At 44.4% G+C, this 23,798-nt stretch carries 23 protein-coding genes; 14 read left to right on the top strand and 9 right to left on the bottom strand.

Annotated features, from left to right (window positions below; all coding sequences use genetic code 11):
• The first annotated feature begins 525 nt into the window (after positions 1 to 525).
• The 4 genes from CYJ37_RS16630 to CYJ37_RS16615 all read left to right on the top strand — a co-directional run bounded on the left by CYJ37_RS16630 (position 526) and on the right by CYJ37_RS16615 (position 4,764).
• Complete coding sequence (locus tag CYJ37_RS16630) at positions 526 to 1,431, top strand: DUF4349 domain-containing protein (RefSeq protein WP_257964241.1); 906 nt, start codon at positions 526 to 528, stop codon at positions 1,429 to 1,431.
• A 228-nt stretch (positions 1,432 to 1,659) separates the two neighbouring features.
• Complete coding sequence (locus tag CYJ37_RS16625; RefSeq protein ID WP_101550714.1) at positions 1,660 to 3,006, top strand: cytochrome ubiquinol oxidase subunit I; 1,347 nt, start codon at positions 1,660 to 1,662, stop codon at positions 3,004 to 3,006.
• Positions 3,007 to 3,026: 20 nt separating this feature from the next.
• The gene (locus CYJ37_RS16620) at positions 3,027 to 4,040 is read left to right on the top strand and encodes a cytochrome d ubiquinol oxidase subunit II (protein ID WP_101550712.1); all 1,014 of its coding nucleotides are present in this window, start codon (positions 3,027 to 3,029) and stop codon (positions 4,038 to 4,040) included.
• Positions 4,041 to 4,104: 64 nt separating this feature from the next.
• The gene (locus tag CYJ37_RS16615; protein ID WP_022543668.1) at positions 4,105 to 4,764 is read left to right on the top strand and encodes a potassium channel family protein; all 660 of its coding nucleotides are present in this window, start codon (positions 4,105 to 4,107) and stop codon (positions 4,762 to 4,764) included.
• 104 nt (positions 4,765 to 4,868) lie between these two features.
• Here CYJ37_RS16615 and rnjA read toward each other — a convergent pair whose 3' ends face one another.
• Complete coding sequence (gene rnjA / locus CYJ37_RS16610) at positions 4,869 to 6,536, bottom strand: ribonuclease J1 (protein ID WP_009794332.1); 1,668 nt, start codon at positions 6,534 to 6,536, stop codon at positions 4,869 to 4,871.
• 6 nt (positions 6,537 to 6,542) lie between these two features.
• A complete protein-coding gene (locus CYJ37_RS16605; RefSeq protein WP_022543669.1) occupies positions 6,543 to 6,752 on the bottom strand; it encodes a DNA-dependent RNA polymerase subunit epsilon in 210 nt (69 codons plus the stop codon).
• Positions 6,753 to 7,669: 917 nt separating this feature from the next.
• Between CYJ37_RS16605 and CYJ37_RS16600 the strand changes: the two genes are divergently transcribed.
• Together CYJ37_RS16600 and CYJ37_RS16595 are read left to right on the top strand one after the other, a co-directional pair.
• Positions 7,670 to 8,566 (top strand): DMT family transporter, encoded by an 897-nt coding sequence (locus tag CYJ37_RS16600; protein WP_101550710.1) that lies wholly within the window; start codon positions 7,670 to 7,672, stop codon positions 8,564 to 8,566.
• A gap of 35 nt (positions 8,567 to 8,601) precedes the next feature.
• Positions 8,602 to 9,372, top strand: coding sequence for a Cof-type HAD-IIB family hydrolase (locus CYJ37_RS16595; protein WP_009791085.1), 771 nt, complete (start codon positions 8,602 to 8,604; stop codon positions 9,370 to 9,372).
• A 42-nt stretch (positions 9,373 to 9,414) separates the two neighbouring features.
• On the opposite strand, the gene def is transcribed toward CYJ37_RS16595, so the two are convergent.
• Together def and CYJ37_RS16585 are read right to left on the bottom strand one after the other, a co-directional pair.
• Positions 9,415 to 9,969: a peptide deformylase gene (gene def, locus CYJ37_RS16590; protein ID WP_009791086.1), complete on the bottom strand. Its 555-nt coding sequence runs from the start codon at positions 9,967 to 9,969 to the stop codon at positions 9,415 to 9,417.
• A 182-nt stretch (positions 9,970 to 10,151) separates the two neighbouring features.
• Positions 10,152 to 10,286: a YjcZ family sporulation protein gene (locus CYJ37_RS16585; RefSeq protein ID WP_009791087.1), complete on the bottom strand. Its 135-nt coding sequence runs from the start codon at positions 10,284 to 10,286 to the stop codon at positions 10,152 to 10,154.
• A 273-nt stretch (positions 10,287 to 10,559) separates the two neighbouring features.
• On the opposite strand from CYJ37_RS16585, the gene CYJ37_RS16580 reads away from it, so the two are divergent.
• From CYJ37_RS16580 to lpdA, 5 genes are all read left to right on the top strand, one after another.
• A complete protein-coding gene (locus CYJ37_RS16580; protein WP_248137314.1) occupies positions 10,560 to 11,225 on the top strand; it encodes a YkyA family protein in 666 nt (221 codons plus the stop codon).
• Positions 11,226 to 11,800: 575 nt separating this feature from the next.
• The gene (gene pdhA, locus CYJ37_RS16575; RefSeq protein ID WP_009791090.1) at positions 11,801 to 12,916 is read left to right on the top strand and encodes a pyruvate dehydrogenase (acetyl-transferring) E1 component subunit alpha; all 1,116 of its coding nucleotides are present in this window, start codon (positions 11,801 to 11,803) and stop codon (positions 12,914 to 12,916) included.
• Positions 12,917 to 12,919: 3 nt separating this feature from the next.
• Positions 12,920 to 13,897 (top strand): alpha-ketoacid dehydrogenase subunit beta, encoded by a 978-nt coding sequence (locus tag CYJ37_RS16570; protein ID WP_009791091.1) that lies wholly within the window; start codon positions 12,920 to 12,922, stop codon positions 13,895 to 13,897.
• Between the two features lie 84 nt (positions 13,898 to 13,981).
• Complete coding sequence (locus tag CYJ37_RS16565; protein ID WP_009791092.1) at positions 13,982 to 15,319, top strand: dihydrolipoamide acetyltransferase family protein; 1,338 nt, start codon at positions 13,982 to 13,984, stop codon at positions 15,317 to 15,319.
• Between the two features lie 4 nt (positions 15,320 to 15,323).
• Positions 15,324 to 16,733, top strand: a complete 1,410-nt coding sequence (lpdA, locus tag CYJ37_RS16560) for a dihydrolipoyl dehydrogenase (protein WP_009791093.1) — start codon at positions 15,324 to 15,326, stop codon at positions 16,731 to 16,733.
• A 65-nt stretch (positions 16,734 to 16,798) separates the two neighbouring features.
• On the opposite strand, the gene CYJ37_RS16555 is transcribed toward lpdA, so the two are convergent.
• Entirely contained in the window at positions 16,799 to 17,179 is a 381-nt protein-coding gene (locus CYJ37_RS16555; RefSeq protein WP_022543673.1) for a hypothetical protein, read from the bottom strand.
• 217 nt (positions 17,180 to 17,396) lie between these two features.
• Here CYJ37_RS16555 and CYJ37_RS16550 point away from each other — a divergent pair, with 217 nt between their 5' ends.
• Positions 17,397 to 17,639, top strand: coding sequence for a hypothetical protein (locus CYJ37_RS16550; protein WP_094768895.1), 243 nt, complete (start codon positions 17,397 to 17,399; stop codon positions 17,637 to 17,639).
• 471 nt (positions 17,640 to 18,110) lie between these two features.
• On the opposite strand, the gene CYJ37_RS16545 is transcribed toward CYJ37_RS16550, so the two are convergent.
• Positions 18,111 to 19,643 (bottom strand): glycine betaine uptake BCCT transporter, encoded by a 1,533-nt coding sequence (locus CYJ37_RS16545; protein WP_094768877.1) that lies wholly within the window; start codon positions 19,641 to 19,643, stop codon positions 18,111 to 18,113.
• Between the two features lie 241 nt (positions 19,644 to 19,884).
• Here CYJ37_RS16545 and CYJ37_RS16540 point away from each other — a divergent pair, with 241 nt between their 5' ends.
• A complete protein-coding gene (locus tag CYJ37_RS16540; RefSeq protein WP_101550706.1) occupies positions 19,885 to 20,754 on the top strand; it encodes a polysaccharide deacetylase family protein in 870 nt (289 codons plus the stop codon).
• Between the two features lie 38 nt (positions 20,755 to 20,792).
• Here CYJ37_RS16540 and CYJ37_RS16535 read toward each other — a convergent pair whose 3' ends face one another.
• Together CYJ37_RS16535 and CYJ37_RS16530 are read right to left on the bottom strand one after the other, a co-directional pair.
• Entirely contained in the window at positions 20,793 to 21,122 is a 330-nt protein-coding gene (locus CYJ37_RS16535; protein ID WP_009791099.1) for a hypothetical protein, read from the bottom strand.
• A 58-nt stretch (positions 21,123 to 21,180) separates the two neighbouring features.
• A complete protein-coding gene (locus CYJ37_RS16530) occupies positions 21,181 to 21,615 on the bottom strand; it encodes a DUF1885 family protein (RefSeq protein ID WP_101550705.1) in 435 nt (144 codons plus the stop codon).
• Positions 21,616 to 21,865: 250 nt separating this feature from the next.
• On the opposite strand from CYJ37_RS16530, the gene CYJ37_RS16525 reads away from it, so the two are divergent.
• Entirely contained in the window at positions 21,866 to 21,988 is a 123-nt protein-coding gene (locus tag CYJ37_RS16525; RefSeq protein ID WP_083783061.1) for a GapA-binding peptide SR1P, read from the top strand.
• Between the two features lie 302 nt (positions 21,989 to 22,290).
• Here CYJ37_RS16525 and CYJ37_RS16520 read toward each other — a convergent pair whose 3' ends face one another.
• Positions 22,291 to 23,760 (bottom strand): aminotransferase class I/II-fold pyridoxal phosphate-dependent enzyme, encoded by a 1,470-nt coding sequence (locus tag CYJ37_RS16520; RefSeq protein WP_101550704.1) that lies wholly within the window; start codon positions 23,758 to 23,760, stop codon positions 22,291 to 22,293.
• Between the last annotated feature and the right edge of the window lie 38 nt (positions 23,761 to 23,798).

The following is a 23,798-nucleotide window of genomic DNA, read 5'->3' as shown; positions in this document are numbered from 1 at the left end:
ATTAGAAATGCGGAAAAGCTTTGATCACTTAGGAACGCAGACTAAGAACGCCACGTCCTGTGGCCACGTCTGCATGACCCGCGTCCTGCGGGCCTCAAGCATAAGACGAGCAGGACGGAAGGTTGTTCTTTAACCTTCTGGCCTGATTGGCTTATGACTCGAGGGGCTAGGCTTTGGAGCTGGACAGAAAGAAAAGCGGAGGCGGCTTGCCCAGAGCCGACAAGCATAAGATGCGGCAGAATAAAAGGCGTTCTTTGCCTTTAATTCTGGCGTGGCTTATGACTCGAGGCTCTAGCCGCCGGAGCTGGACAGGTAGAAATGCGGAAAAGCCTTGATCACTTAGGAACGCAGACTAAGAACGCCGCGTCCTGTGGCAACGCCTGCATAATTCGCTTTATATTCATTTGAAAAAAAGTCACCATTTGGTGGCTTTTTGTGTTATTTGTAATAATCTTCATGAAAATGTAACTTTTCTGCAATCTTTGCGTCTGCTAATAAAAGAGCCGATTTTAAGGGGGATATGTTATGAAGTGGAAAGTGGTGCTATTCATATGTTTGAGCTCGATGATTCTCTTCGGCTGCAGCAGCGGAGAAAGCAAAAGTGAACAAGCTTCCGATTCAGCTGGCAAATCTGAGAGTTCATATGAAAAAGCTGAGTCTGCCGCTGAGTCAGCTGAACAGGATGCTGGGTCAGAGATAAGCAGCGGCGGGAACGAAGCAAAGGAGGCGGATCAGAGTACAGCGGCTGATAGGATGGTTATTTACAACGCAGAATTGGATCTTAGGGTAAAGGACTTCATGAAAGCACAAACAGCACTCGAGTCAAAAGCGGCCCAATACGGCGGGTTCATTGTGGAATCCAGCAGTTATCGGGATGATGAGAGGCAGCTTAGCGGTACACTGGTGATCAGAATCCCCCAGAAGAACTTTAATCAATTCTTGAACGATGCTGAAGGTACAGCCTCTAAAGTGGATAACAGACATGTAAGCGGCCAGGACGTGACAGAAGAATATGTGGATTTGGAGTCCCGCCTGCGGTCCAAGAGAGTTGTTGAAGAGCGGCTGATCTCTTTTATGGAAAAGGCTGAAAAAACTGAAGATCTGCTAAAGATTTCACAGGACCTTGCCGGAATTCAAGAGGAAATCGAACAGCTGGCCGGAAGAATCAACTATTTGAAGAACCAGACTGATTTTTCGACTGTAACGGTCAGCCTCTATGAGGATCAGACCCCTTCAATCGATAAAACCGATTTGAAAACGTGGGAGAGAACGAAAGAGCAGTTTACAGAAAGTCTTAGCTTCCTGCTTTCTGCATTTTCCGGGCTGTTTGTGTTCGTAGCCGGGAACCTTCCTGTGCTTATGCTCCTTGGAGTTATTGGGGTCATTTGCTATATAACTTACAGGAAATATAGACAGAAAAAGGATTCATGACCGAAAGACGCCGGAATGTGGTACATTCCGGCTTTTTCTTTTGAATTTGCACAAGCGGCTGGGATATTTTCAGGCTTTCTTTACATTTGAATAAGATTGCATCCATATGAATTAGGGTAAAAGACAGTCTGAAGCAGCTCAGGATAATGGACATACATACGGAATGAAAATGCTCTTATGGAGCCAAAGAAGCAAAAAATGAAAATATAGATGTCTGGAGGCTGGAAGATGGAATTGGATAGTGTCACATTGAGCAGGATGCTCACTTCTTTAACTCTTGCTTTTCATATTATTTTTGCCACCATCGGCGTTGGTGTGCCTGTGCTGATATCAGCAGCTGAATTCATTGGGATCAGGAAAAAGGATGATCATTATATCCTCCTGGCACGCAGATGGGCAAGGGGCTTCACCATCACAGTGGCGGTCGGGGTAGTAACCGGGACCTGCATCGGCTTACAGCTTTCTCTTTTATGGCCGAGCTTTATGCAGATTGCAGGCCATGTAATCAGCCTGCCGCTCTTCATGGAAACTTTTGCTTTCTTTTTTGAAGCCATCTTCCTGGGCATCTACCTTTATACATGGGACCGGTTCAAAAAGCCGCTTCATCATTGGCTGCTTTCAATACCCGTCATCATCGGCTCTTCTGCTTCTGCATTTTTCATTACTACGGTTAATGCATTTATGAATACTCCGCAGGGATTCAAGCTTGAAGGCAGGACCATCACGGAGATTGACCCGCTCGCTGCTATGTTCAATCCGGCAACCCCGTCAAAGGTGCTGCATGTCCTTACATCGTCATATATGACAGCTGCTTTCATACTGGCGAGCCTCGCTGCCTTTGCCATTCTGAGGGGCAGGGGGTCTGAATATCACCGGAAAGCACTGAAGCTTACAATGATTTGCGGTCTGCTTTTTTCTCTGGCAACTGCCATTGCAGGTGATATTTCAGCAAAATTCCTTGCAAAAGAGCAGCCGGAAAAATTGGCTGCAGCTGAATGGCATTTCGAAACAGAAAAAGGCGCTGATCTGATCGTCTTTGGGACGATTGATGAAAACAATGAAATAAGGAATGAAATCCGTATACCAAATGCACTGAGCTTCCTTGCAGGCAGCTCCTTTGATACAGAAGTGATTGGCCTGAATGAATTTCCGGAAGATGAGCGGCCTCCGCTATGGATCCACTATCTGTTTGATTCGATGGTTTCAATCGGCTTCTTTGCTCTCGGCATTTCTGCGCTGTTTGTCTTTCTGTCATATTGGAAAAAGGCTAACCCTTTGAAAAAGTGGCTGCTGTTCCTCATTGTCTGCTCAGGGCCTCTATCCATGCTCGCAATCGAATTCGGCTGGATCTATGCCGAGGTCGGCAGACAGCCCTGGATATTAAGAGGCTATATGAAGGTGGCGGAGGGGGCTACACAGGCAGATAATGTGGGCGTGACCTTCTTGATGTTTTTAGCTTTGTACATTGTATTGGGGATCATCACAGTCACTGTGCTGCTTAAAATGTTCAGAAATAAGCCGGCACAAGCCGAATTTAATGACCGTTTCCCGGACTCTCCGGGCATAGGCCAATAAACTGGGAAGGGGTGGGAGACATGAGCATTGAAATCCTTGGCATAACGGTTCTCTGGGTATTTCTCTATGGATATGTTATTGTGGCATCAATCGATTTTGGAGCCGGTTTTTTTGCTTATTATGGACGGGTCACAGGGAAGGAGCATGTGATCAGCCACATTATCAGCAGATATCTATCTCCTGTATGGGAAGTGACCAATGTCTTTTTTGTTTTCTTCTTTGTCGGGCTGGTCGGCTTTTTTCCGGATGCAGCCTATTATTATGGAACTGCTTTGCTGATACCCGGAAGCATTGCCCTGATCCTCCTTGCCATTAGAGGATCATTCTATGCATTCGGGAATTATGGCTCAAAGGACAATTCGTTTTATCTGTTTCTTTATGGCGCAACGGGCCTGCTGATACCCGCAGCACTGTCGACGGCATTGACGATTTCTGAAGGGGGATTTATTGAAGAACAGGGAAATAAGGTCATTTTCCTTGCTGGAGAGCTTGTAAGCTCCCCTTATTCCTGGTCTGTGGTGATTCTTGCCATTGTATCGGTGCTCTTTATCAGTGCTGTATTTCTTACTTATTATGCAGACAGGGCTGGAGACACTCCAGCAAGGGATCTGCTGAGGACGTTTGCCCTGTTCTGGAGTCCGCCAACCATTCTTGCCAGCTTCCTTGTCTTTGCTTCATTAAGGGAGCATAATGAGCGCCATTTCAATAATGCTTTAGAGATTTGGTGGATGTTTGGCTTATCGCTTCTCTGTTTTCTGGCCGCTATGCTGATGGTTTATAAGAAAAAGAGATTTGGGACCAGTTTTATCCTGGTTATGCTTCAATTCTTTTTTGCCTTTTTCGGATATGGCGCTTCCCATCTCCCTTACATCCTTGACCCGTTCATAACGATCTATTCAGGTTATACAAATCCTGAAATGGGGATGGCGCTGGTTGCGGCATTTATAGCAGGGCTGCTGCTCCTCATCCCGTCATTGATCCTCTTGATGAGGCTGTTCCTGTTTAATGCCGATTATGTTAAGGGTGAAAAGTGAATGCTACTAAGAGTTAAGCTATGATAAAATAGAGACGAACTTTGAAACTGCTGGAGGAATATCCGTGAAAAAAGAATTTGCCGTAATAGGTTTAGGACGGTTTGGAGGAAGTATTTGCAGGGCGCTCGCAGAAGAGGGCATGGAGGTAATGGCAATCGACAATGATGAGGACAGGGTGAACGAATTTGCACTGATTGCATCTCATGCCGTTGTCGGGGATACCACCGATGAAAATGTTCTTAAAAGTCTGGGCATCAGGAATTTCGATCATGTCATTGTCGCCATTGGTGACAATATCCAGGCCAGCATCCTTACAACGTTGATTCTAAAGGAAATCGGTGTGAACAAGATTACTGTAAAAGCGCAAAATGATTATCATGAGAAAGTCCTGCGCAAAATTGGAGCAGACCATGTTGTCCATCCTGAAAGGGATATGGGCAGAAGAATTGCCCATAATATTGTCTCCAACAATGTACTGGATTATCTTGAACTTTCAGATGAACACAGCATCGTGGAGATTGTGGCCAGCGATAAGCTTGGCGGAAATTCGATTATCGATTTGGATGTCCGTGCCAATTATGGCATCAATATTGTTGCGATTAAAAGAAAAAATGAAATCATCGTATCCCCGCAGGCAAATGAAGTGATACGGGAAGATGATATCCTCATCGTTATTGGAGCAGATGTTGATATCAACCGCTTTGAGAAGAAGCTGATGGCTTAACCCAAGCCCCGGCAGGACCTGCGAAAACGGCAGATGTCCATTGACTGCTTGTAAAATGGAAAAAGCACTCACAAATATTTGTGAGTGCTTTTTAATATGGTTTATTACACTTCCATAATGATCGGAAGGATCATTGGACGGCGCTTTGTTTTTTCATAAAGGAAAGGTGATAGTGTGTCAGTAATTTCATTTTTAATTTCAGACCACTGTGTCGTTTTTCTTTCCATGACCTTGTTCAGATGCTTAGAGATCAAGGATTGGGCATCGCTGATCAAGTCGCCTGATTCACGCATGTAGACGAAGCCGCGGGAAATGATATCAGGACCTGCGGAAATCTTAAAGTCTTTCATGTTGATGCTGACTACGACAACGACCAGACCTTCCTCAGAAAGGATCCTGCGGTCTCTGAGGACGATATTTCCGATGTCACCCACACCGCTTCCGTCGATATATACAGAACCTGAAGGAATCTTTCCTGCCACCTGAGCGGTATCCTCGCTCAGGGCCAGAACTTCTCCATTGTCCATTATAAAGCAGTTTTCTTCAGGAATGCCGCAATCTATCGCAAGTTTAGAGTGCATTTTCTGCATTCTGTACTCGCCGTGGATCGGCATGAAGAATTTCGGCTTGATCAGTCGAAGCATCAGTTTTTGCTCCTGCTGGCCGCCATGCCCGGAAGTATGGATGTCGTTCAGCGGACCGTGAATGACTTCTGCACCTGCACGGGACAGCATGTTGATTGTTCTGCTGACACTGATCGTATTTCCCGGAATAGGAGAAGATGAGAACACTACTGTATCACCTGGGTTGATCTGGATCTGGCGGTGTGTTCCATTGGCAATCCGTGATAGGGCTGCCATAGGCTCTCCCTGGCTTCCTGTGCAAAGGATGGTAACCTGGTTGGCTGGGAGCCTGTTGATCTGCTGTGCGTCTATGAATACATCCTTAGGAGCGCTTATATAGCCAAGCTCCCGCCCGATGTTGATCGCAGCTTCCATGCTCCGGCCAAAAACAGCCACTTTTCTGCCATTGGTCACAGCAGCCTCGATAACCTGCTGAAGGCGATGGATATTAGAAGCGAATGTTGCAAAAATAATCCGTCCATCCACTTTGCGGAAAATGTCATGAATGCTTTCTCCTACACGGCGTTCAGACATAGTGAAATTAGGAATTTCACTGTTGGTGCTGTCAGAAAGGAGGCATAGGACACCATCCTTGCCGATCTCTGCCATTTTTGTAAGGTTCGCAGGCTCCCCGACAGGAGTGAAGTCAAACTTGAAATCCCCGGTATGGACTACCTGCCCCGGCGGAGTTTTCACTACGACCCCATATGAATCAGGGATGCTGTGTGTAGTCCGGAAGAAAGTGACAGAAGTTTTTCGGAATTTGATAATATCATCTTCCTTGATTTCAATCATTCTTGTCTTTCTCAAAAGGCCATGCTCTTCCAGCTTATTGCGAAGAAGGCCAAGGGCGAGCTTACCGCCGTACACAGGAATATTCACCTGTCTTAATAGATAAGGAATGCCGCCGATATGGTCTTCATGTCCGTGCGTAATGAAGAGGCCTTTGATTTTGTCTTCGTTTTTAACTAAATACGTATAATCAGGGATTACATAATCAATTCCCAGAAGCTCATCCTCAGGGAATTTAATGCCAGCATCGATCAGGATGATTTCATCCTGGAACTGGACTGCATAAGTGTTTTTGCCGATTTCCCCAAGTCCTCCAAGGGCAAATACAGCTGTTTGATCGTTCTTGACAAATTTCATAAATTATCAGATCTCCAATACTTTAAAGTCTTCGTTTCTTTTTTCATATTCCAGGTAATCGCCTTCAACAGGGACTACGAGTTCAATGTTATAGTGTTTGTCCGCCAGCTTCGTACGTACATCTTTCGGGGAATCTCCATCAACATAAACGGTTTTCGTTTTTTCCCTCACTGGGACTTCTTTAATGGATTCCTGGTAATAAACTTTAAAAATCATCATAAATCGCTCCTTAATCCGATATAACTTTTTCTATTATATAAAAAAATAACATGTTTTTCATGTTTTTTCTTTTAAAAGAACATAAAGCACAGTTTTTCCTTATATTTCCGGGGGATAACGAACGCCCCAAAAAGGAATTTTCAGTTTGTTGATTTACACTGTCCACCGCCCTGGCGTGTTATCTTCAGAGGTCCGTGGAGAGGCTTTTCCGCATTTTCATTGTCCGGCTCCGGCGGCTAGAGCCTCGAGTCATAAGCCACGCCAGAATTAAAGGCAAAGAAAGCCTTTTATTCTGCGGCGTCTTATGCTGGGCCCACAGGATGTGGGTCATGCAGACGTTACCACAGGACGTGGCGTTCTTAGTCTGCATTCCTTTGCGACCAAGGCTTTTCCGCATTTCCCATTGTCCAGCTCCAGTGGCTAGAGCCTCGAGTCATAAGCCACCCAAGAATTAAAGGCAAAGAACGCCTTTTATTCTTGCGCGTCTTATGCTTGTCGGCTCTGGGCAAGCCACTTCCGCATTTCTATGTAACCTTTATACAATTTACCTTAAAGAAGGAGCCCTTCGCAAGTTTGAAGGGCTCTGGGGTTATGCGATCGATTTTTTGCGAAGCATGTCTTTCCACTGTTTCAGGAGCTTTTTGCGCAGCTTCTTTAACATAGTGGATCATCTCCTTACTTCCTATTTTAACCCAACCTTGTCCAATGTAAAGGATTACAATTACTGCTGCTGAACACAACCGTTTTTTTGGGGGGGCATTAAGAAAGCCGCCTTTTCTTCTATTATATGATGAAAAGGCCAAAAATCTCATGGATAATGATGGAATAATGTTAAATATGCTGGATTGACATTTAGCATTTCAAGGGTTAGCTTTTAACAGAGTGAAAGTTATCTTGGAAAGAAGAGTGGAAAAATGGGTAAGCTTTATAGTGCGCTGATCGCTCTAAGTCTGATTTGGGGCACATCATTCCTTTTTATTAAAATTCTGCTCCATGATCTGGGCCCTGAGGCGGTTGTCTTCGGCAGATGCCTATTTGGTGCAGCAGCATTGTGGGGGATCAGCTTTATTAAAAGAGAAAAGATTCAGTGGAAACGCCTGCCTTTCAGGTTGCTGATCCTGGTCGGGCTCATCAATAATGCACTTCCCTGGTATTTTATTTCTAAAAGCGAGACGGCCATTTCATCGAGTATGGCCTCTGTCATTAATGCCACTACACCGATCTGGACGATCATCATTGGGTGGCTTTTCTTCGGTTCAAAGCTCCGAAAAAGCCAGTGGGCCGGTATTATGATCGGATTCTTCGGTATTTTTATTCTCAGCGGTTTCCGGACCGGGGATTTGGCAGAGGGGAATACCGCAGGAATCGTATTCATGTCTATGGCAGCATTCTGCTATGGATTAGGGACCCATCTGTCCAAAAAGTATCTCGAAGGTGTTTCCGTCCTTCAGATTTCCCTTTTTACGCTTACATCAGCCGCCCTGGCAAGCGGCCTGTATACCGGGATTGCATCTCCTTCCAGCATCCCGCTTCTTTTTGCGCCGGAAAGACTCGGTTCTCTAGTTATACTCGGCGCCCTGGGCTCGGGCGCAGCCTATCTGCTATACTATTTCCTTGTACAGAAGGGAAGCCCGGAGTTTGCCTCCCTCGTCACCTATATCGTCCCCGTATCGGCAATCGCATGGGGGTACTTTCTCCTTGGCGAGCATATTAAGCCAGGGATGGCTGTTGGCCTGGCTGTCATCTTTCTGGGAATATATATTTCCTCCTATAAAGTCAAGAGGGAAAAGAAACAAGATCTGGCTGCTTAAGAATGCAGTCCGTGCAAATGGAAAGGAAGTAAAAAATGAAGAAAATTGTTTTTTTTGATATTGATGGAACACTGCTGGACCACGGCAAAAACCTTCCGGTAAAAACGAAGGAAGCAATCAGGCTCCTTCAGGAAAAGGGGGTATTTACGGCAATCGCGACCGGCCGTGCTCCTTTCATGTATGAAAGTCTCCGGGAAGAGCTGGGCATTGATTCTTATGTCAGCTTTAATGGCCAGTACGTGGTGTTCGAGAATGAACCGATCTATGCCAATCCTTTGGACACAAAAGAGCTGGAAAGGCTTTTAGAACATGGAAAAAGGAATGGGCATCCGCTCGTTTTTATGAACGAATCAACCATGAAATCAAGTGTGCCGCACCATCCCCATATTGAGGAAAGCCTTGGCACACTTAAGTTCCCGCATCCTGAGAAAGATGAAAGCTTTTATAATGGGCGGGAAATCTACCAGTCCCTTATTTTTATGGATGACAGTCTCGAACAGGAGTATCGCGAAGGATACGGGAAATTCCATTTCATCAGATGGCATCCCCATTCCGTCGATGTCCTTCCTGCCGGGGGCTCAAAAGCGGAGGGCATAAAGAAAATGATCAGCCGTCTCGGCTTTGCAATTGAGGATGTGTATGCATTCGGAGATGGCTTGAATGACATTGAAATGCTCCAGGCCGTCGGCACGGGGGTTGCCATGGGCAATGCTGAAGAAGAAGTGAAGCGCCATGCGGACCATATCACCTCAGATGTCGGGGAAGACGGAATCTGGAACGGTTTGAAAAAGCTTGGTTTGATATAAGAAAAAAGAAGCAGGCAAAGGGGCCTGCTTCTCCTTTTAGGATTACCTTTCAATCGGGAGGGCATCCTTCATTATTTCAAACGGGTTTTCCTTATTGATATGGTCATAGAACATGACTCCGTTCAGATGATCGATTTCATGCTGAAAAACGATTGCCGGTAGGCCTCTCAGCCTTAGTTTCACTTCTCTGCCGTCTATATCAAAGGCTTTGAGGGTAATTCTTGCATAGCGCGGAACAAACCCGGGAAAAGGCTCATCGACTGAGAGACATCCTTCTCCGGACGTTAAAAAGGCTTTCTCGACCGAATGGCTGACGATTTTCGGGTTGAAAAGTGCAAAGCTGTACAGTTTCCCATCTGTATCAGTCACATGGACTGCAATCATTCTCTTCAGGCAGTCAATCTGCGGGGCGGCAAGCCCAATTCCAGGCCTCAGCCCATACTTTTCAGCCAGGGCAGGATTTTGGCTGTTTCTTACATATTCCATCATTTCGGCAAGAGTCTGTTTATCTTCGGCAGAAGGGGGCATAGGCACCTCTTCAGCCGTTTTTCTGAGGGATGGGTGGCCATCCCGGATAATATCCGCCACTGTTATCATTAAAAATCCACTCCTGTGCATGCCTTTTTCGGCAGAAATTTATTATAATATGTTTTAACTGCTGTGCTGGCGGGTAATTGATTAAAGTTCAGGGAGCTGTATGTACGTCAATAGTCTAACAGACATAAAGAAAAAAGTTAATAAAGAAAAGGTGCTCTGTCGAAGCACCTTTTCGGCTTGTATTAGAATTTCCAGCAGGAACAGCCTACAATAATAAGAAGAATGAAGAGAACGACAATTAAAGCAAATCCTCTTCCGTAGCCAGCTCCGCCTACAGGGTAGCCGCAGCCGTAACCGTATCCACCATAACCATACATAAGGATAACCTCCCTGAAATAAAGTATCGTCCCCTACATATTTATAAGTTTTATGGACGATTTACTATAGCCTATGAAAGAAGGAAAAAATGGTGTAGGCCGCTGCCCAGTCATAAATGAAAAGAATGAAGAATATGTATCTTTATGGCATTATCCTGCTGAATTCTAATTAAATGGTTGGACAAGCTTTTTCATAAAATTAATGAAGAATCTTGGACCACACCTATATGCAGCTTATATGCAGCAGCTATTTTCCACTTAGGGGGTTTAATGATGTCCGTTATCAGAAAGAAAAAAGTACTGGCTGTATTATTTTTAAGTTTGTTTGTGCTCGGGGGATGCATGAACAAGGAGACACCAGGTGAAAAAGCCTACAGCCTTCTGGAGAAAACTGCAGAAGCAGAAGACGGGTTTGAAAAGCAGCAGGACCCGCTTGTTAAACTGGAAAAGCAGGAAAAAGAACTTTATGATCAGATCATTGCGCTGGGCATGAAGGAATTTGACCAAATTAAAAAGCTGTCAGATGAAGCCCTTGAAGCCGTGGGGAAGAGGGAAGAGCTTATGAATAAAGAGCAGGAGAGCATTGAATCCTCCAAAGAAGAATTTGCACCTCTTGAGGATATCATCCCTGACATTGAAGATAAGGAAGCAAAAGAAAGTGCTGAGGAACTGTACAAAGTGATGATGGACCGTTACAGCGTCCATGATGAACTATACAGTGAATATAAGAAGGGCCTTGAACTGGACAAAGAGCTGTATTCGCTGTTCAAGAAGGAAGACCTGACAATGGAGCAGCTGGAAGCCCAGATTGAAAAAATCAATCAATCCTATGAGCAGCTGACGGTCCATAATAAAGAATTTAATGAGCTGACAAAAAAATATAATGAAATAAAATTATCCTTCTATAAGCAGGCTGGTGTAGAGGTTGCTGCTGAGTAAACATAAGCATAGAGGCAACGCCTGTTAAAAGGGGAATATTCGAGAAGTCTTTCGGTCAGATGATGCCGAAAGACTTTTTGTGCTGGACACAAAGTATTTTTTTGAAATAATTCTTCCTAAATAATTCTTCTCTTGTTATAACACATCCTGTTAAAAAGCTGCTTTTTTATAGTACAGTTAATAAGGACTTATTAATACAGTTTTTTAAAATACTCGAAATAATTTTTGAAAAATAGGTTTAAATAATTGACTGTAACGGATTTCTTATAATAAAATGAGTAAGGTGATTTCATTGCTTGTATCAGTGAGACATATATAATTCAATGATACAGAAAATGATTGTAAAGAAATATCAGAATAGACGTTTTTTCCGGAGGCATCTGTGGAAAACTAAGTAAAACTATGTTTTGCAGCTGTCAAAGGATGAGCCGGACAGTTTTTTTGCATGTACGGCTAAATTTAATAGGGAAAAAACAAAAGCAGATTTCTAAGATGAATTCATTTTGGGTATTCTAAGCTTTGTGTATTTATCTCTTAAAATAATGTCTTTTTAATGAAAGGAAAGGGTGACAAAGATGGCTTCTAAAACGAAGAAAGCACAATTGGATGCTACTAAAGCACTTGAGGCGGTAGAAGAGCAGTTTGAAATGTTTCAAATATTGAATGAAGAAGGCGAAGTCGTAAATGAAGCGGCAATGCCTGAATTAAGCGATGAGCAGCTTCAGGAATTGATGCGCCGCATGGTATACACTCGTATTCTTGATCAGCGTTCCATCTCTCTAAACAGACAGGGGCGCCTTGGATTCTATGCGCCGACAGCAGGACAGGAAGCTTCACAGCTTGCTTCACAGTTTGCTCTTGAGAAGGAAGACTTCATCCTTCCGGGATACCGCGATGTTCCTCAAATGATCTGGCACGGCCTGCCGCTGTATCAGGCATTCTTGTTCTCACGCGGACATTTCCACGGCAACCAGATGCCTGAAGGTGTGAATACAATTTCACCTCAAATCATCATCGGCGCTCAGATCATCCAGGCTGCAGGTGTGGCTCTTGGGATGAAGAAGCGCGGTGCCGGTTCAGTAGCTATTACATACACTGGCGACGGCGGAGCTTCACAAGGTGATTTCTACGAAGGTCTTAACTTTGCAGGGGCATTTAAGGCTCCAGCGATCTTTGTTGTTCAAAACAACCGCTTTGCGATTTCCACTCCGGTAGAAAAGCAATCAGCGGCTAAGACTGTAGCTCAAAAAGCAGTCGCAGCAGGTATCCCTGGAGTTCAGGTAGACGGAATGGATCCCCTTGCTGTATATGCAGCAGTCAGCGATGCCCGCAAACGTGCAGTAAACGGCGAAGGCCCGACTCTGATTGAAACGATGACATACCGCTATGGCCCGCATACTATGGCTGGCGATGATCCGACTCGCTACCGTACAACGGACCTTGACAACGAATGGGAAAAGAAGGATCCTTTAGTCCGTTTCCGCAAATTCCTTGAAAACAAGGGCATCTGGAACGAAGAAAAGGAAAATGAAGTAATCGACCAGGCTAAAGAAGATATCAAAGAAGCAATCAAGAAAGCTGACGGTTATCCGAAGCAGAAAGTAACAGACTTCATGGAGAACATGTATGAAGAAATGCCTCGTAACCTTAAAGAACAATATGAAATTTACCAAGCAAAGGAGTCGAAGTAAGCGATGGCGCAAATGACAATGATCCAGGCAATCACCGATGCGTTGCGCACAGAAATGCGCAATGATCCGAACGTACTTGTGTTCGGTGAAGACGTAGGCGTTAACGGCGGTGTATTCCGTGCTACGGAAGGTCTTCAGAAAGAGTTCGGCGAAGACCGCGTATTCGATACTCCACTTGCTGAATCTGGAATTGGCGGTTTAGCAATTGGTCTTGGCCTTCAGGGCTTCCGTCCAGTGCCGGAAATCCAATTCTTCGGATTTGTGTTCGAAGTAATGGACTCAATCGCCGGCCAAATGGCGCGTATGCGCTACCGTTCAGGCGGCAGATACCATTCTCCTGTCACTGTGCGTTCTCCTTTCGGGGGCGGAGTGCATACTCCGGAACTTCACTCTGACAGCCTTGAAGGGCTGATGACTCAATCACCAGGTCTAAAGGTGGTTGTGCCTTCAACTCCTTACGATGCAAAAGGACTTCTGATTTCATCTATCCGTGACAACGATCCGGTTATTTTCCTTGAGCATCTTAAGCTATACCGTGCATTCCGTGAAGAGGTGCCTGAAGAAGAATACACAATTCCTCTTGGCAAGGCTGATGTGAAGCGTGAAGGTTCAGACCTTTCCATCATCACATACGGAGCAATGGTTCATGAATCATTAAAAGCAGCAGAAGAACTTGAAAAAGAAGGCTATTCAGTAGAAGTAGTAGACCTTCGTACAATCGCACCGCTGGACCTTGAAACAATCATTGCCTCTGTAGAGAAAACAGGCCGTGCCATTGTGGTCCAGGAAGCACAGAAGCAGGCAGGCGTAGCTGCTCAGGTTGTTGCTGAAATCAATGAAAGAGCGATTCTCAGCCTGGAAGCTCCAGTTCTCCGCGTAGCAGCACCTGATACTGTCTATGCTTTCTCTCAAGCAGAAACAATCTGGCTGCCAAACTACAAAGATGTACTGGAAACAGCTAAAAAAGTACTTACTTTCTAATAGATCAATTTTTTAATGGGAGAGGGAAGTTTTTTCTCCCTTTCCTGCATCATCACTCAATTTACTAACAGGAAGGTGAACCCATTGTCATTCCAATTCAGATTACCTGATATCGGTGAAGGTATCCACGAAGGTGAAATCGTAAAATGGTTTATTAAACCAGGCGATAAAGTTCAAGAAGATGACGTATTGTGCGAAGTGCAAAACGATAAATCAGTAGTAGAAATTCCATCCCCAGTTGAAGGGACTGTTGAAGAGGTCCACATCAGCGAAGGAACAGTTGCTACTGTTGGACAAGTGCTCGTATCTTTTGACGCACCGGGGTATGAGGATTTACAATTTAAAGGTGAACACGGTGATGAAGCGCCGGCAGAAAAAACGGAAGCACAGGTTCAATCAACAATGGAAGCTGGCCAGGATGTGAAGAAGGAAGAAGCTCCTGGACAGGAAGACGCCGGTAAAGGCACAGTTATTTCCCAGCCCGATGTTGATCCTGACCGCAGAATTATCGCTATGCCATCAGTGCGCAAGTTTGCACGCGACAAAGGCGTTGATATCCGCCAGGTAGCAGGCAGCGGTAAAAACGGACGTGTGCTGAAGGAAGATATTGAATCATTCTTGAACGGAGGCTCTCAAGCTCCTGCTCAGGAAGCACCACAGGCAGAGGCAGCTAAGGAAGAAGCAGCAGCACCAGCGGCAGCAGCAGCTCCTCAAGGCCAATATCCGGAAACCCGCGAGAAAATGAGCGGAATCCGCAAAGCGATTGCAAAAGCTATGGTTAACTCCAAGCAGACTGCACCGCATGTTACATTAATGGATGAAATCGATGTAACAAAACTGGTAGCACACCGTAAGAAATTCAAGGAAGTTGCAGCAAACAAAGGCATCAAGCTTACATTCCTGCCTTATGTGGTAAAGGCATTGACTAGTGCATTGCGTGAATTCCCGGCGCTCAACACGTCAATTGACGATGCTGCTGGCGAAATCATCCACAAGCATTACTACAACATTGGAATTGCTGCTGATACAGAGAAAGGCCTGCTTGTTCCTGTCGTGAAGGATGCTGACCGCAAATCTACATTTGCTATCTCTGATGAAATCAACAGCCTGGCAACCAAGGCCCGTGACGGCAAGCTTGCTGCGGATGAAATGAAAGGCGCTTCTTGCACAATTACCAATATCGGCTCTGCGGGCGGACAATGGTTTACACCTGTCATCAATCATCCTGAAGTAGCGATCCTGGGAATTGGCCGCATCGCTGAAAAGCCTGTAGTGAAAGATGGAGAAATCGTTGCAGCACCAGTTCTTGCACTTTCTTTAAGCTTTGACCACAGAATCATCGATGGCGCAACAGCACAAAATGCATTAAACCACATCAAGCGTTTACTCAACGATCCAGAACTATTGTTAATGGAGGCGTAATTAAATGGTAGTTGGAGATTTCCCTATTGAAACAGATACTATAGTAATCGGTGCAGGTCCTGGAGGCTATGTTGCCGCTATCCGCGCAGCACAGCTTGGACAAAAAGTAACAATCGTTGAAAGAGGAACTCTTGGAGGCGTCTGCCTGAATGTCGGCTGTATCCCTTCAAAGGCTTTGATTTCAGCTGGACACCGCTATGAACATGCTAAGCATTCAGAAGAAATGGGCATTTCAGCGGAAAATGTGAAAGTAGATTTCACAAAGGTACAGGAATGGAAAGCCGGAGTTGTCAAGAAGCTTACTGGCGGTGTTGAAGGCCTTCTTAAAGGAAACAAGGTAGAGATCGCACGCGGAGAAGCTTTCTTCGTTGATGCAAATACTCTGAAAGTAATGGATGAGAAGTCTTCCCAGACTTACACTTTCAAGAATGCAATCGTTGCGACAGGTTCACGCCCAATCGAACTGCCTGCATTCAAATATTCAAAGCGCGTGCTTGATTCAACAGGCGCACTGGCTCTTGAAGAAGTTCCTGAGAAGATCGTTGTCATCGGCGGCGGCTACATCGGAACCGAGCTTGGCGGAGCTTACGCTAACTTCGGTACTGAAGTGACCATCCTTGAAGGAACTGATGAGATCCTGAACGGATTTGAAAAGCAAATGTCTTCATTGGTTAAAAAGAACCTGAAGAAAAAAGGCGCTAACATCATCACTAATGCACTTGCAAAAGGTGTTGAAGAAACTGACAGCGGTGTAACAGTCAAGTATGAAGTAAAAGGCGAAGAAAAATCTGTTGAAGCTGATTATGTCTTCGTTATGGTTGGACGCCGTCCAAATACTGACGAGCTTGGCCTTGAGCAGGCCGGCGTTGAAATGTCAGACCGCGGCATCATCAAGATCGACAAGCAGTGCCGTACAAGCGTAAGCAACATCTATGCTATCGGTGACATTGTTGAAGGACCTCCATTGGCTCACAAAGCTTCTTATGAAGGTAAAATCGCAGCTGAAGCAATCGCTGGCCACAATTCTGAGATCGACTATCTTGGAATCCCTGCGGTTGTATTCTCTGATCCTGAACTGGCTTCAGTGGGTTACACTGAGCAGCAGGCTAAAGAAGAAGGAATTGCAGTCAATGCTGCCAAATTCCCATTTGCAGCAAATGGCCGTGCCCTTGCTTTAAACAGCACTGACGGTTTCGTGAAGCTGATCACACGCAAAGAAGATGACCTTGTCATCGGTGCGCAAATTGCTGGTGCAAATGCATCTGACATGATTGCTGAACTTGGCCTTGCCATTGAAGCAGGCATGACTGCTGAAGACTTGGCTATGACTATCCATGCTCACCCAACACTTGGCGAGATCACTATGGAAGCAGCTGAAGTTGCACTTGGAAGCCCAATTCACATCATTAAATAATTTGTGACTGCATGCAGGACTTATAAAGAGAAAGACCTTTCCTCACAAAAGAGGGAAGGTCTTTTTTATGTGCCGGTCCTAAGTGCTTTAGACAGCGGTTCAATGATTTTGTCTTTTGATGCATCGCCATTCACTTTTGCTGTAATCCTGTTCTGGTGCAAAACTAAAATGGCCGGGCATCCTTTAAGTTCGAATGTACTATAATACTTTTTCGCCTTGGCAGCCGTTATGACTTTCATTTTCTTCATTTCATCCGGAAATTCCTTTTTCAATTCTATGATTGCATCATAATATGGTGCTTCATTTTGATAGTCAGATTCATCTGTAAAGAAAATCACCTGCTTTTGCGAGCTATCAAGCATTAAATCATCAGCAGCTTTCGTCTTGCTGCAGGAAACGGTCAATATCATAAAAGAAGCTAACAGCAAAAAACGGAAACTCTTCATTTATGCTCACCTTTTCTTCTCTTAATGTGTTAAAAGCTGTAAATAATTTCGTCATAATAGCCCATATTTTAACATAATAAATAGTAATATCTCCGCTTGTCACCCAATTGTTACAAAATTGAAAAATACCCGGCCGGAGTGGTACATATAATACATATAAGCCTGGATTACAAGCAAACATATGAAGGGAATATATATTGCAATTGGCGGTGTTTATATGAAGACTTATTCGGTGATCATGATCCAGCTGATTATATGGAGCGGCTATACTTTTTTGGAGTGGCTTTCTAAGCATGACCATCCAGTTTATAATGTTCTCATGTTTTTTGTATTTTTCTATCTTGCTGTTATTTTGGGTAATTTCATCATAAAATCACCGAAGAGAACTTTTATGGTCACTATGCTGTCTTTGGGGCTGTATGGTTCCTTTCAGGCGGCTCTGGCATTTATTCATTATTGAGAGTACCTGGTGGTAGTTGAACGGAATTTATAAGGCAGCCTGCAGACTTTCCTTTCTAGGCCATTTGAAGATATAAGGTGATGGCAGCATGGGCAGCTAGGACCACTATTCTTAGGAAAAAAGAAAAAATAGCGGTCCCAGCCAGTTGAGCTAGAACCACTATTCTCGGGAAAAGAAGGGATAGCGGTCCCAGCCAGTTGAGCTAGAACCACTATTATTGGGAAAAGAAAAAATAGCGGTCCCAGCCAGTTGAGCTAGAACCACTATTCTTAGGAAATAGAAAAAATAGCGGTTCCAGTCGGGTGAGCTAGAATCACTATTCTTAGGAAATAGGAAAATAGCGGTCCCAGCAGATCACCTGTAGCCTCACTTTTGAAAAAATCACAAACGCAGCAGGATAACAATGCTATATAAAAATAAAAATACACCAACCAAAAAAGCTTCGGGATAAATCATCCCGAAGCTTTTCTATTATGCAGATTTTTGCTGTTTTTCTTTTGTATCGCTCACATTTTCTTCTTTTAAGGCTTTCATCAGTGAAACTACAATCAGGAGCATAATAACTGTAAATGGCAGGGCGGCAATAATAGACGCACGCTGCAATGCTTCAAGGCCGCCTGTCCACAGAAGTATGGCTGCAGAAGCAGATTGGATAATGCCCCATACAAATTTAACTTTATTTGGCGGGTTCAGGCTTCCGTTCGTCGTTTGCATGCCAAGCACGAAGGTTGCCGAGTCCGCTGAAGTGATGAAGAAGGTGCTGATAAGGAAGATGGCAAGCAAGGACAGCACCATTGATAACGGGAAGTGCTCAAAGACAGCAAATAAAGCGATCTCCATGCCATTCTCGGTCATCGTATCCATGATTGGCGTATTTTCAAAGAATTCGAGGAAAATACCGGTTCCTCCAAATACTGAAAACCAAAGCGCACCGAATAATGTTGGTACAGCAAGGACACCGATGACAAACTCCCTGATGGTCCTGCCTTTTGAAATCCGTGCAATGAAGGTTCCCACAAATGGAGCCCATGCAATCCACCAGGCCCAATAGAAAATGGTCCAATCCTGGAACCATGTCAGTTCCTGATCAAACGGGCTGAGCCTGAAGCTCATGGATGGCAGGTTCTGCAAGTAAGAACCGATAGTAGTGGTGAATAGATCCATAATAAAATTGGTAGGCCCTACAAACAGCATGAATAGCAGCAGAAGAATGGCCAGGATGATATTAAGATTGCTCAAGTATTTAATGCCTTTATTAAGCCCTGTCTGGGCCGAAAGCATAAATAAAACCGTGACAGCGGCTATAATGATCATCTGTGTCCCGATGCCGTTGCTGACGCCGCTGAACACATGTGACAGGCCGCCGCTTATTTGAATGGCACCCAGTCCCAGTGAAGTGGCTACACCGAAGACAGTTGCAAATACTGCGATGAAATTGATTAGTACACCAAGCATTCCGTCAACTTTGTCCCCTAAGATGGGACGGAGAATGGAGCTGATGACCCCTGGAGCCCCTTTCCTGAACTGAAAGTAAGCCAAAGCAAGGGCTATCACTGCATAGATGGCCCAAGGGTGGAGTCCCCAGTGGAAAAAGGAATATCTCATGGCTGTTCTGGCAGAATCCGGCGTTTCTCCGTCGCCGAATGGCGGATCGAAATAATGATACATAGGCTCTGCAGCTCCCCAGAATACAAGGCCTATCCCCATTCCTGCACTGAACAGCATCGCAAACCAGGTTAAATAACCGAATTCGGGCTGCTCATTATCTTTCCCTAAACGAATGTTTCCATACTTTGTGAAAATAAGTACAATAGCAAAAATTAAAAAGATCGAGGCTGACAGCATATAAAACCAGCCAAATTTCTCAAGGATGAATCCTTGAACATTTTGTGTAACAACGTCTAAATTTGCATTGGGCAATATCCTTTTTGGAATAAGCCCCCAGATAATAAATAATACAGTTACGATAACTGATACCCAAAAAACTGGTGTCAGTTTCTTCATCCAATCCCTCCAAATCAAATCGTACATATGTGCAGGCTCAGCCATTGCTGATAAATAGGCTGCAGTTTTATGTTTAGAAAATAGTATGGTGTGGAAACAGTGGTTTAGGGAAAACAGCAGATAGAAATACATTACGGATAAAAAGGGGGAGTTATTTCGATTGTCTCTACCAGTTACAAACCATTTTCTATACTAACATTTTATAAGTATAATAAAAAGCATAACGCTTATTGGAGGGGTAATGATGTATAAAAAAACTGCCGCCTTGGTGCTGTCTGCCATGCTGCTTTCTGCGTGCGGTGCAGGCGGAGAAGCAGGCAAAGATAAGGGAGAAGAGACGAAAAATGCCGTGGAAACGGCTAAAGAGCAGGGAAGCAGCGATGCGGAAGAAGCCGTTGAAAGCGGAGAGGCAAGCGGTTCTGATATAGAGGAGACCGGATCCAAGGAGGAACAGCCGGCTGAAACGGAGGATAAAGAGCCTTTATACCGCATTAATGAAAATAATTGGACTATTGAGCCGCTGGCAGATGCGAACAAAAAAGTGGTCCTCCTTACCATTGATGATGCGCCTGATAAACATGCCGTAGAGATGGCTAAAACATTGCATCAGCTGGGTGTCAGCGCCATATTTTTCGTTAACGGGCATTTTCTGGATACCCCGGAGGAAGAAGAAAAATTGAAAGAGATACATAATCTGGGTTTTCCAATCGGGAACCATACATACAGCCACAGTAATCTAAAGGAAATTACCCCGGCACAGCAAAAGGAAGAGGTATTGAAATTAAATAAACGTGTAGAAGAAATCATCGGGGAAAAGCCTCGATTTTTCAGGGCTCCTTTTGGGATCAATACCGATGCAAGCAGGGAGGCTGCTGCAGCGGAAGGAATGGAGCTCATGAACTGGACATATGGATACGATTGGGAAAAGGACTATCAAAACAAAGAGGCCTTGACGGACATTATGGTCAATTCCCCATATCTGACCGACGGAGCCAATCTGCTTATGCATGACAGAGATTGGACGAATGCAGCACTGGAGGGGATTGTAAAGGGCCTTCAGGCAAAAGGGTATGAAATTGTGGATCCTGACAGGATCCAAACAGCTTTATAAACCAGAAAAAGAGCGGCATCGAGTGCCGCTCTTTCTTCTTACCTTCTAACATTCCCTTTAAATAATCTAGCTATTATAGTTGTGACTGCGAAAAAGAAAAGAAAATAGCTCAGCTCTGTCAACACGAGGGGCGTAAGCTTGTAATTCGTTTCTTTTTCCAGGGGAGATTCAAATTGTATAACCACCGGATATGCATCCTCCTGCTCTGGCAGATAGCTGGTCTGCTCGGCAAAAGGGAAAGGGCCCCCGAATAGAAGATTCTGTGTTAATGAATCCGGCTTGTCTTCCAGCCTTGCGTCAAAGATGAAAGGGGACACCAGTGTAAAAGCCAGACTGACTATTATGATGATTAGGACTCTTTTCTTCAAGCTGACAACTCCTTAATACCTGAAACTTATTTCAACGAATCTATATTATCATACCTTATTATTTTCGCCCGTTAAAGTACATAATTCTTCCGTTGAACAGCTGCAGTTCAGCCTGGAGTTTCTTAGCTAAAAATTTACAGAATTCATTCGCTTTGCTTTTGTCGCCCATTGCTGCATTTTCCGGCAGGGTAAGCTGTATATAGGATTGGATCCGCTCTGTGCTGTCAGCATCTTGTATCATTTCTGTTCCTACTCCTATCAGTATCGTATTATAACGGTCATCCAAAGATTGCAGCCAAAGCCGTTTTCCGTCTCCTTGTGTATATTCCTTTATTTCATAAGGAAAGGCTGCTTTGCTGTAACCCCAATCAACCTGATCGCCGGTTTTTGCGGTTATAGCTTTATAATATTCCAGTAAATCTTTTACCTCCTGAATTGTAATCGTTTCCTGGCTTGATGTTTTGACCAGTTTTATGTAAGCGCTGCTCGACATGAAGAAACCTCCTTTAGAAACAGAATATTTAGATTTAATTTTACCATTCTTGCGGGCTGCTGTAACCTTATAGAAGTTTTTAAAAGAGAATGATCCTTCCTCCCTGGAAAAAAAGAATGAAAAATAAATGATAACCCGCAAAATGTGTCATACAATTTAGGCTTGATATTTTAATAATGTTATAATATTATAGATTTAGAATAAATAAAACGCTTTCAAAACCAAATTCAGCGAAAAGGGGATTGAACAGATGGGCACAATAGTATGTCAGGATTGCAATTCAACAATCGATCACTTTGAAGATGAAAAGGTAACGGTTCTGTATGCGAAATGCAATTGCAGAAAAGGCGGACAAAAAGAGAAAAGCAATTAGAATCAGCATTAAAAATGATTTTATAGAAGAAAGCATGCAAAAATTGCATGCTTTCTTTTTTACTGTTTAGGAATTTATAATTAGTAATCCTTGTGGATTATTATCAATTCTTGATCCACGTCCAGCAGCTGCGCCGAGGTCACAAGCCAAACCTCCCAAAAAGGCAAAGAACGCCTTTCCGGGAGGTTCGTCTTGAGGCCCCCCAGGATGGGGGTCATGCAGACGTTGCAGCAGGACGTGGCGTTTTTAGTCTGCGTTCCTTAAGGGGTGGATCAAGGCGCTTGCGCTTTTGTTCCATATTCTTACCTGATCGCTTTATGCTCTTTAATCACACGCAGGAATTTGAAATCGTAGTCCTCAGGTCCCTGGACAGGCAGTCCTGCCTCCATATTTGTTTTAATATAGACAAGATTATCCTTCGTGATGATTTCCCCTGGAATGAAGATTGGGATTCCTGGAGGGTAGACCATGATGAATTCTGCAATGATGCGCCCTTCAGATTCGTCAAAAGGGACAAGCTCAGTTTCTGCATAAAAAGCATCCCGTGGCGTTAACGAAAGCACCGGTATATTAGGCAGCATCACTTTTGCATCCTTGTGTTCAGTTTCTTGAAGGCCGCCCGCAGATAATTCCCTGAGTGCCGCAAGCAGGGCATCTGCCTCTTGTTTGGTATCTCCTGGAGTAATGATGCAGAGGATATTATATAAATCTGATAGTTCGACCTCGATATTAAACTTCTCGCGGAGCCATTTTTCTACATCATATCCTGTTACATTTAACTCTTTCACAGAGATAATCAATTTGGTCGGATCATAATCATAAGCCGCCTTGGTTTCAAGAATCTCGTCACCGACACAGTAGAGGCGGTCAACCTCATTGATTTCTTTCCTCATATACTGTGCCAGGTCTATTGTCCGCTCAATCAGCTCTTTCCCCTCTGTAGCAAGTCTTCTTCTTGCAACATCAAGAGACGCAAGCAGCAGATAGGAGGTAGAGGTCGTTGTCAGCATGCTTAGGATCGACTGAACGCGCTTAGGGGAAACAAGATTTCCTTTAACATTCAGGATTGAACTTTGCGTCATTGATCCGCCCAGTTTATGGACACTGGTAGCGGCCATATCGGCGCCAGCCTGCATCGCAGACATCGGCAGGTCTTCATGGAAATGAATATGAACACCATGTGCTTCATCCACAAGGACAGGCACCTCATAGGAATGAGCGATCTCAACAATCTCCTTCAGGTTTGCTGATATTCCAAAATAGGTAGGATTGATAACCAGCACACCTTTAGCGTCGGGATGCTGGCTAAGTGCCTTCTCCACTGAATCTGTAGTGATTCCATGTGAAATTCCGAGCTTTTCATCAACCTCCGGGTGAATGAAAATAGGGGTCGCACCTGAGAAGACAATGGCTGACATCACAGATTTATGAACATTTCTTGGTACGATAATTTTGTCCCCAGGCCCGCAGACTGCCATGACCATCGTCATGATTGCTCCGCTGGTTCCCTGAACTGAAAAGAATGTATGATCTGCACCAAATGCTTCTGCAGCCAGGTCCTGCGCCTGTTTGATGATTCCTTTCGGCTGATGGAGATCATCAAGGGGGCCGATGTTAATCAAATCGATTGACAGGGCATTATCTCCGATAAATTCACGGAACTCCGGGTCAATTCCCGCCCCTTTTTTATGTCCGGGTATATGAAATTGAATAGGGTTCTTTTTTGCATGTGCCAGTAAACCGCTGAATAACGGTGTTTCAGATTGTAGCAACTATTCCCACACCTCTTTAATCATTGTCGTTAATATAC

This window comes from Bacillus sp. UMB0728, from assembly GCF_002858875.1.
GTDB classification, from domain to species: domain Bacteria; phylum Bacillota; class Bacilli; order Bacillales; family Cytobacillaceae; genus Bacillus_AB; species Bacillus_AB infantis.
This window is presented reverse-complemented; position numbering and strand designations above follow the sequence as displayed.

What these genes read in the sequence shown, in the direction of transcription:
- CYJ37_RS16630 (WP_257964241.1), top strand. Translation starts at nt 526, where the DNA reads ATGAAGTGGAAAGTGGTGCTATTCATATGTTTGAGCTCGATGATTCTC.
- CYJ37_RS16625 (WP_101550714.1), top strand. Translation starts at nt 1,660, where the DNA reads ATGGAATTGGATAGTGTCACATTGAGCAGGATGCTCACTTCTTTAACT.
- CYJ37_RS16620 (WP_101550712.1), top strand. Translation starts at nt 3,027, where the DNA reads ATGAGCATTGAAATCCTTGGCATAACGGTTCTCTGGGTATTTCTCTAT.
- rnjA (WP_009794332.1), bottom strand. Translation starts at nt 6,536, where the DNA reads ATGAAATTTGTCAAGAACGATCAAACAGCTGTATTTGCCCTTGGAGGA.
- CYJ37_RS16605 (WP_022543669.1), bottom strand. Translation starts at nt 6,752, where the DNA reads ATGATTTTTAAAGTTTATTACCAGGAATCCATTAAAGAAGTCCCAGTG.
- CYJ37_RS16600 (WP_101550710.1), top strand. Translation starts at nt 7,670, where the DNA reads ATGGGTAAGCTTTATAGTGCGCTGATCGCTCTAAGTCTGATTTGGGGC.
- CYJ37_RS16595 (WP_009791085.1), top strand. Translation starts at nt 8,602, where the DNA reads ATGAAGAAAATTGTTTTTTTTGATATTGATGGAACACTGCTGGACCAC.
- def (WP_009791086.1), bottom strand. Translation starts at nt 9,969, where the DNA reads ATGATAACAGTGGCGGATATTATCCGGGATGGCCACCCATCCCTCAGA.
- CYJ37_RS16585 (WP_009791087.1), bottom strand. Translation starts at nt 10,286, where the DNA reads ATGTATGGTTATGGTGGATACGGTTACGGCTGCGGCTACCCTGTAGGC.
- CYJ37_RS16580 (WP_248137314.1), top strand. Translation starts at nt 10,560, where the DNA reads ATGTCCGTTATCAGAAAGAAAAAAGTACTGGCTGTATTATTTTTAAGT.
- pdhA (WP_009791090.1), top strand. Translation starts at nt 11,801, where the DNA reads ATGGCTTCTAAAACGAAGAAAGCACAATTGGATGCTACTAAAGCACTT.
- CYJ37_RS16570 (WP_009791091.1), top strand. Translation starts at nt 12,920, where the DNA reads ATGGCGCAAATGACAATGATCCAGGCAATCACCGATGCGTTGCGCACA.
- lpdA (WP_009791093.1), top strand. Translation starts at nt 15,324, where the DNA reads ATGGTAGTTGGAGATTTCCCTATTGAAACAGATACTATAGTAATCGGT.
- CYJ37_RS16555 (WP_022543673.1), bottom strand. Translation starts at nt 17,179, where the DNA reads ATGAAGAGTTTCCGTTTTTTGCTGTTAGCTTCTTTTATGATATTGACC.
- CYJ37_RS16550 (WP_094768895.1), top strand. Translation starts at nt 17,397, where the DNA reads ATGAAGACTTATTCGGTGATCATGATCCAGCTGATTATATGGAGCGGC.
- CYJ37_RS16545 (WP_094768877.1), bottom strand. Translation starts at nt 19,643, where the DNA reads ATGAAGAAACTGACACCAGTTTTTTGGGTATCAGTTATCGTAACTGTA.
- CYJ37_RS16540 (WP_101550706.1), top strand. Translation starts at nt 19,885, where the DNA reads ATGATGTATAAAAAAACTGCCGCCTTGGTGCTGTCTGCCATGCTGCTT.
- CYJ37_RS16530 (WP_101550705.1), bottom strand. Translation starts at nt 21,615, where the DNA reads ATGTCGAGCAGCGCTTACATAAAACTGGTCAAAACATCAAGCCAGGAA.
- CYJ37_RS16525 (WP_083783061.1), top strand. Translation starts at nt 21,866, where the DNA reads ATGGGCACAATAGTATGTCAGGATTGCAATTCAACAATCGATCACTTT.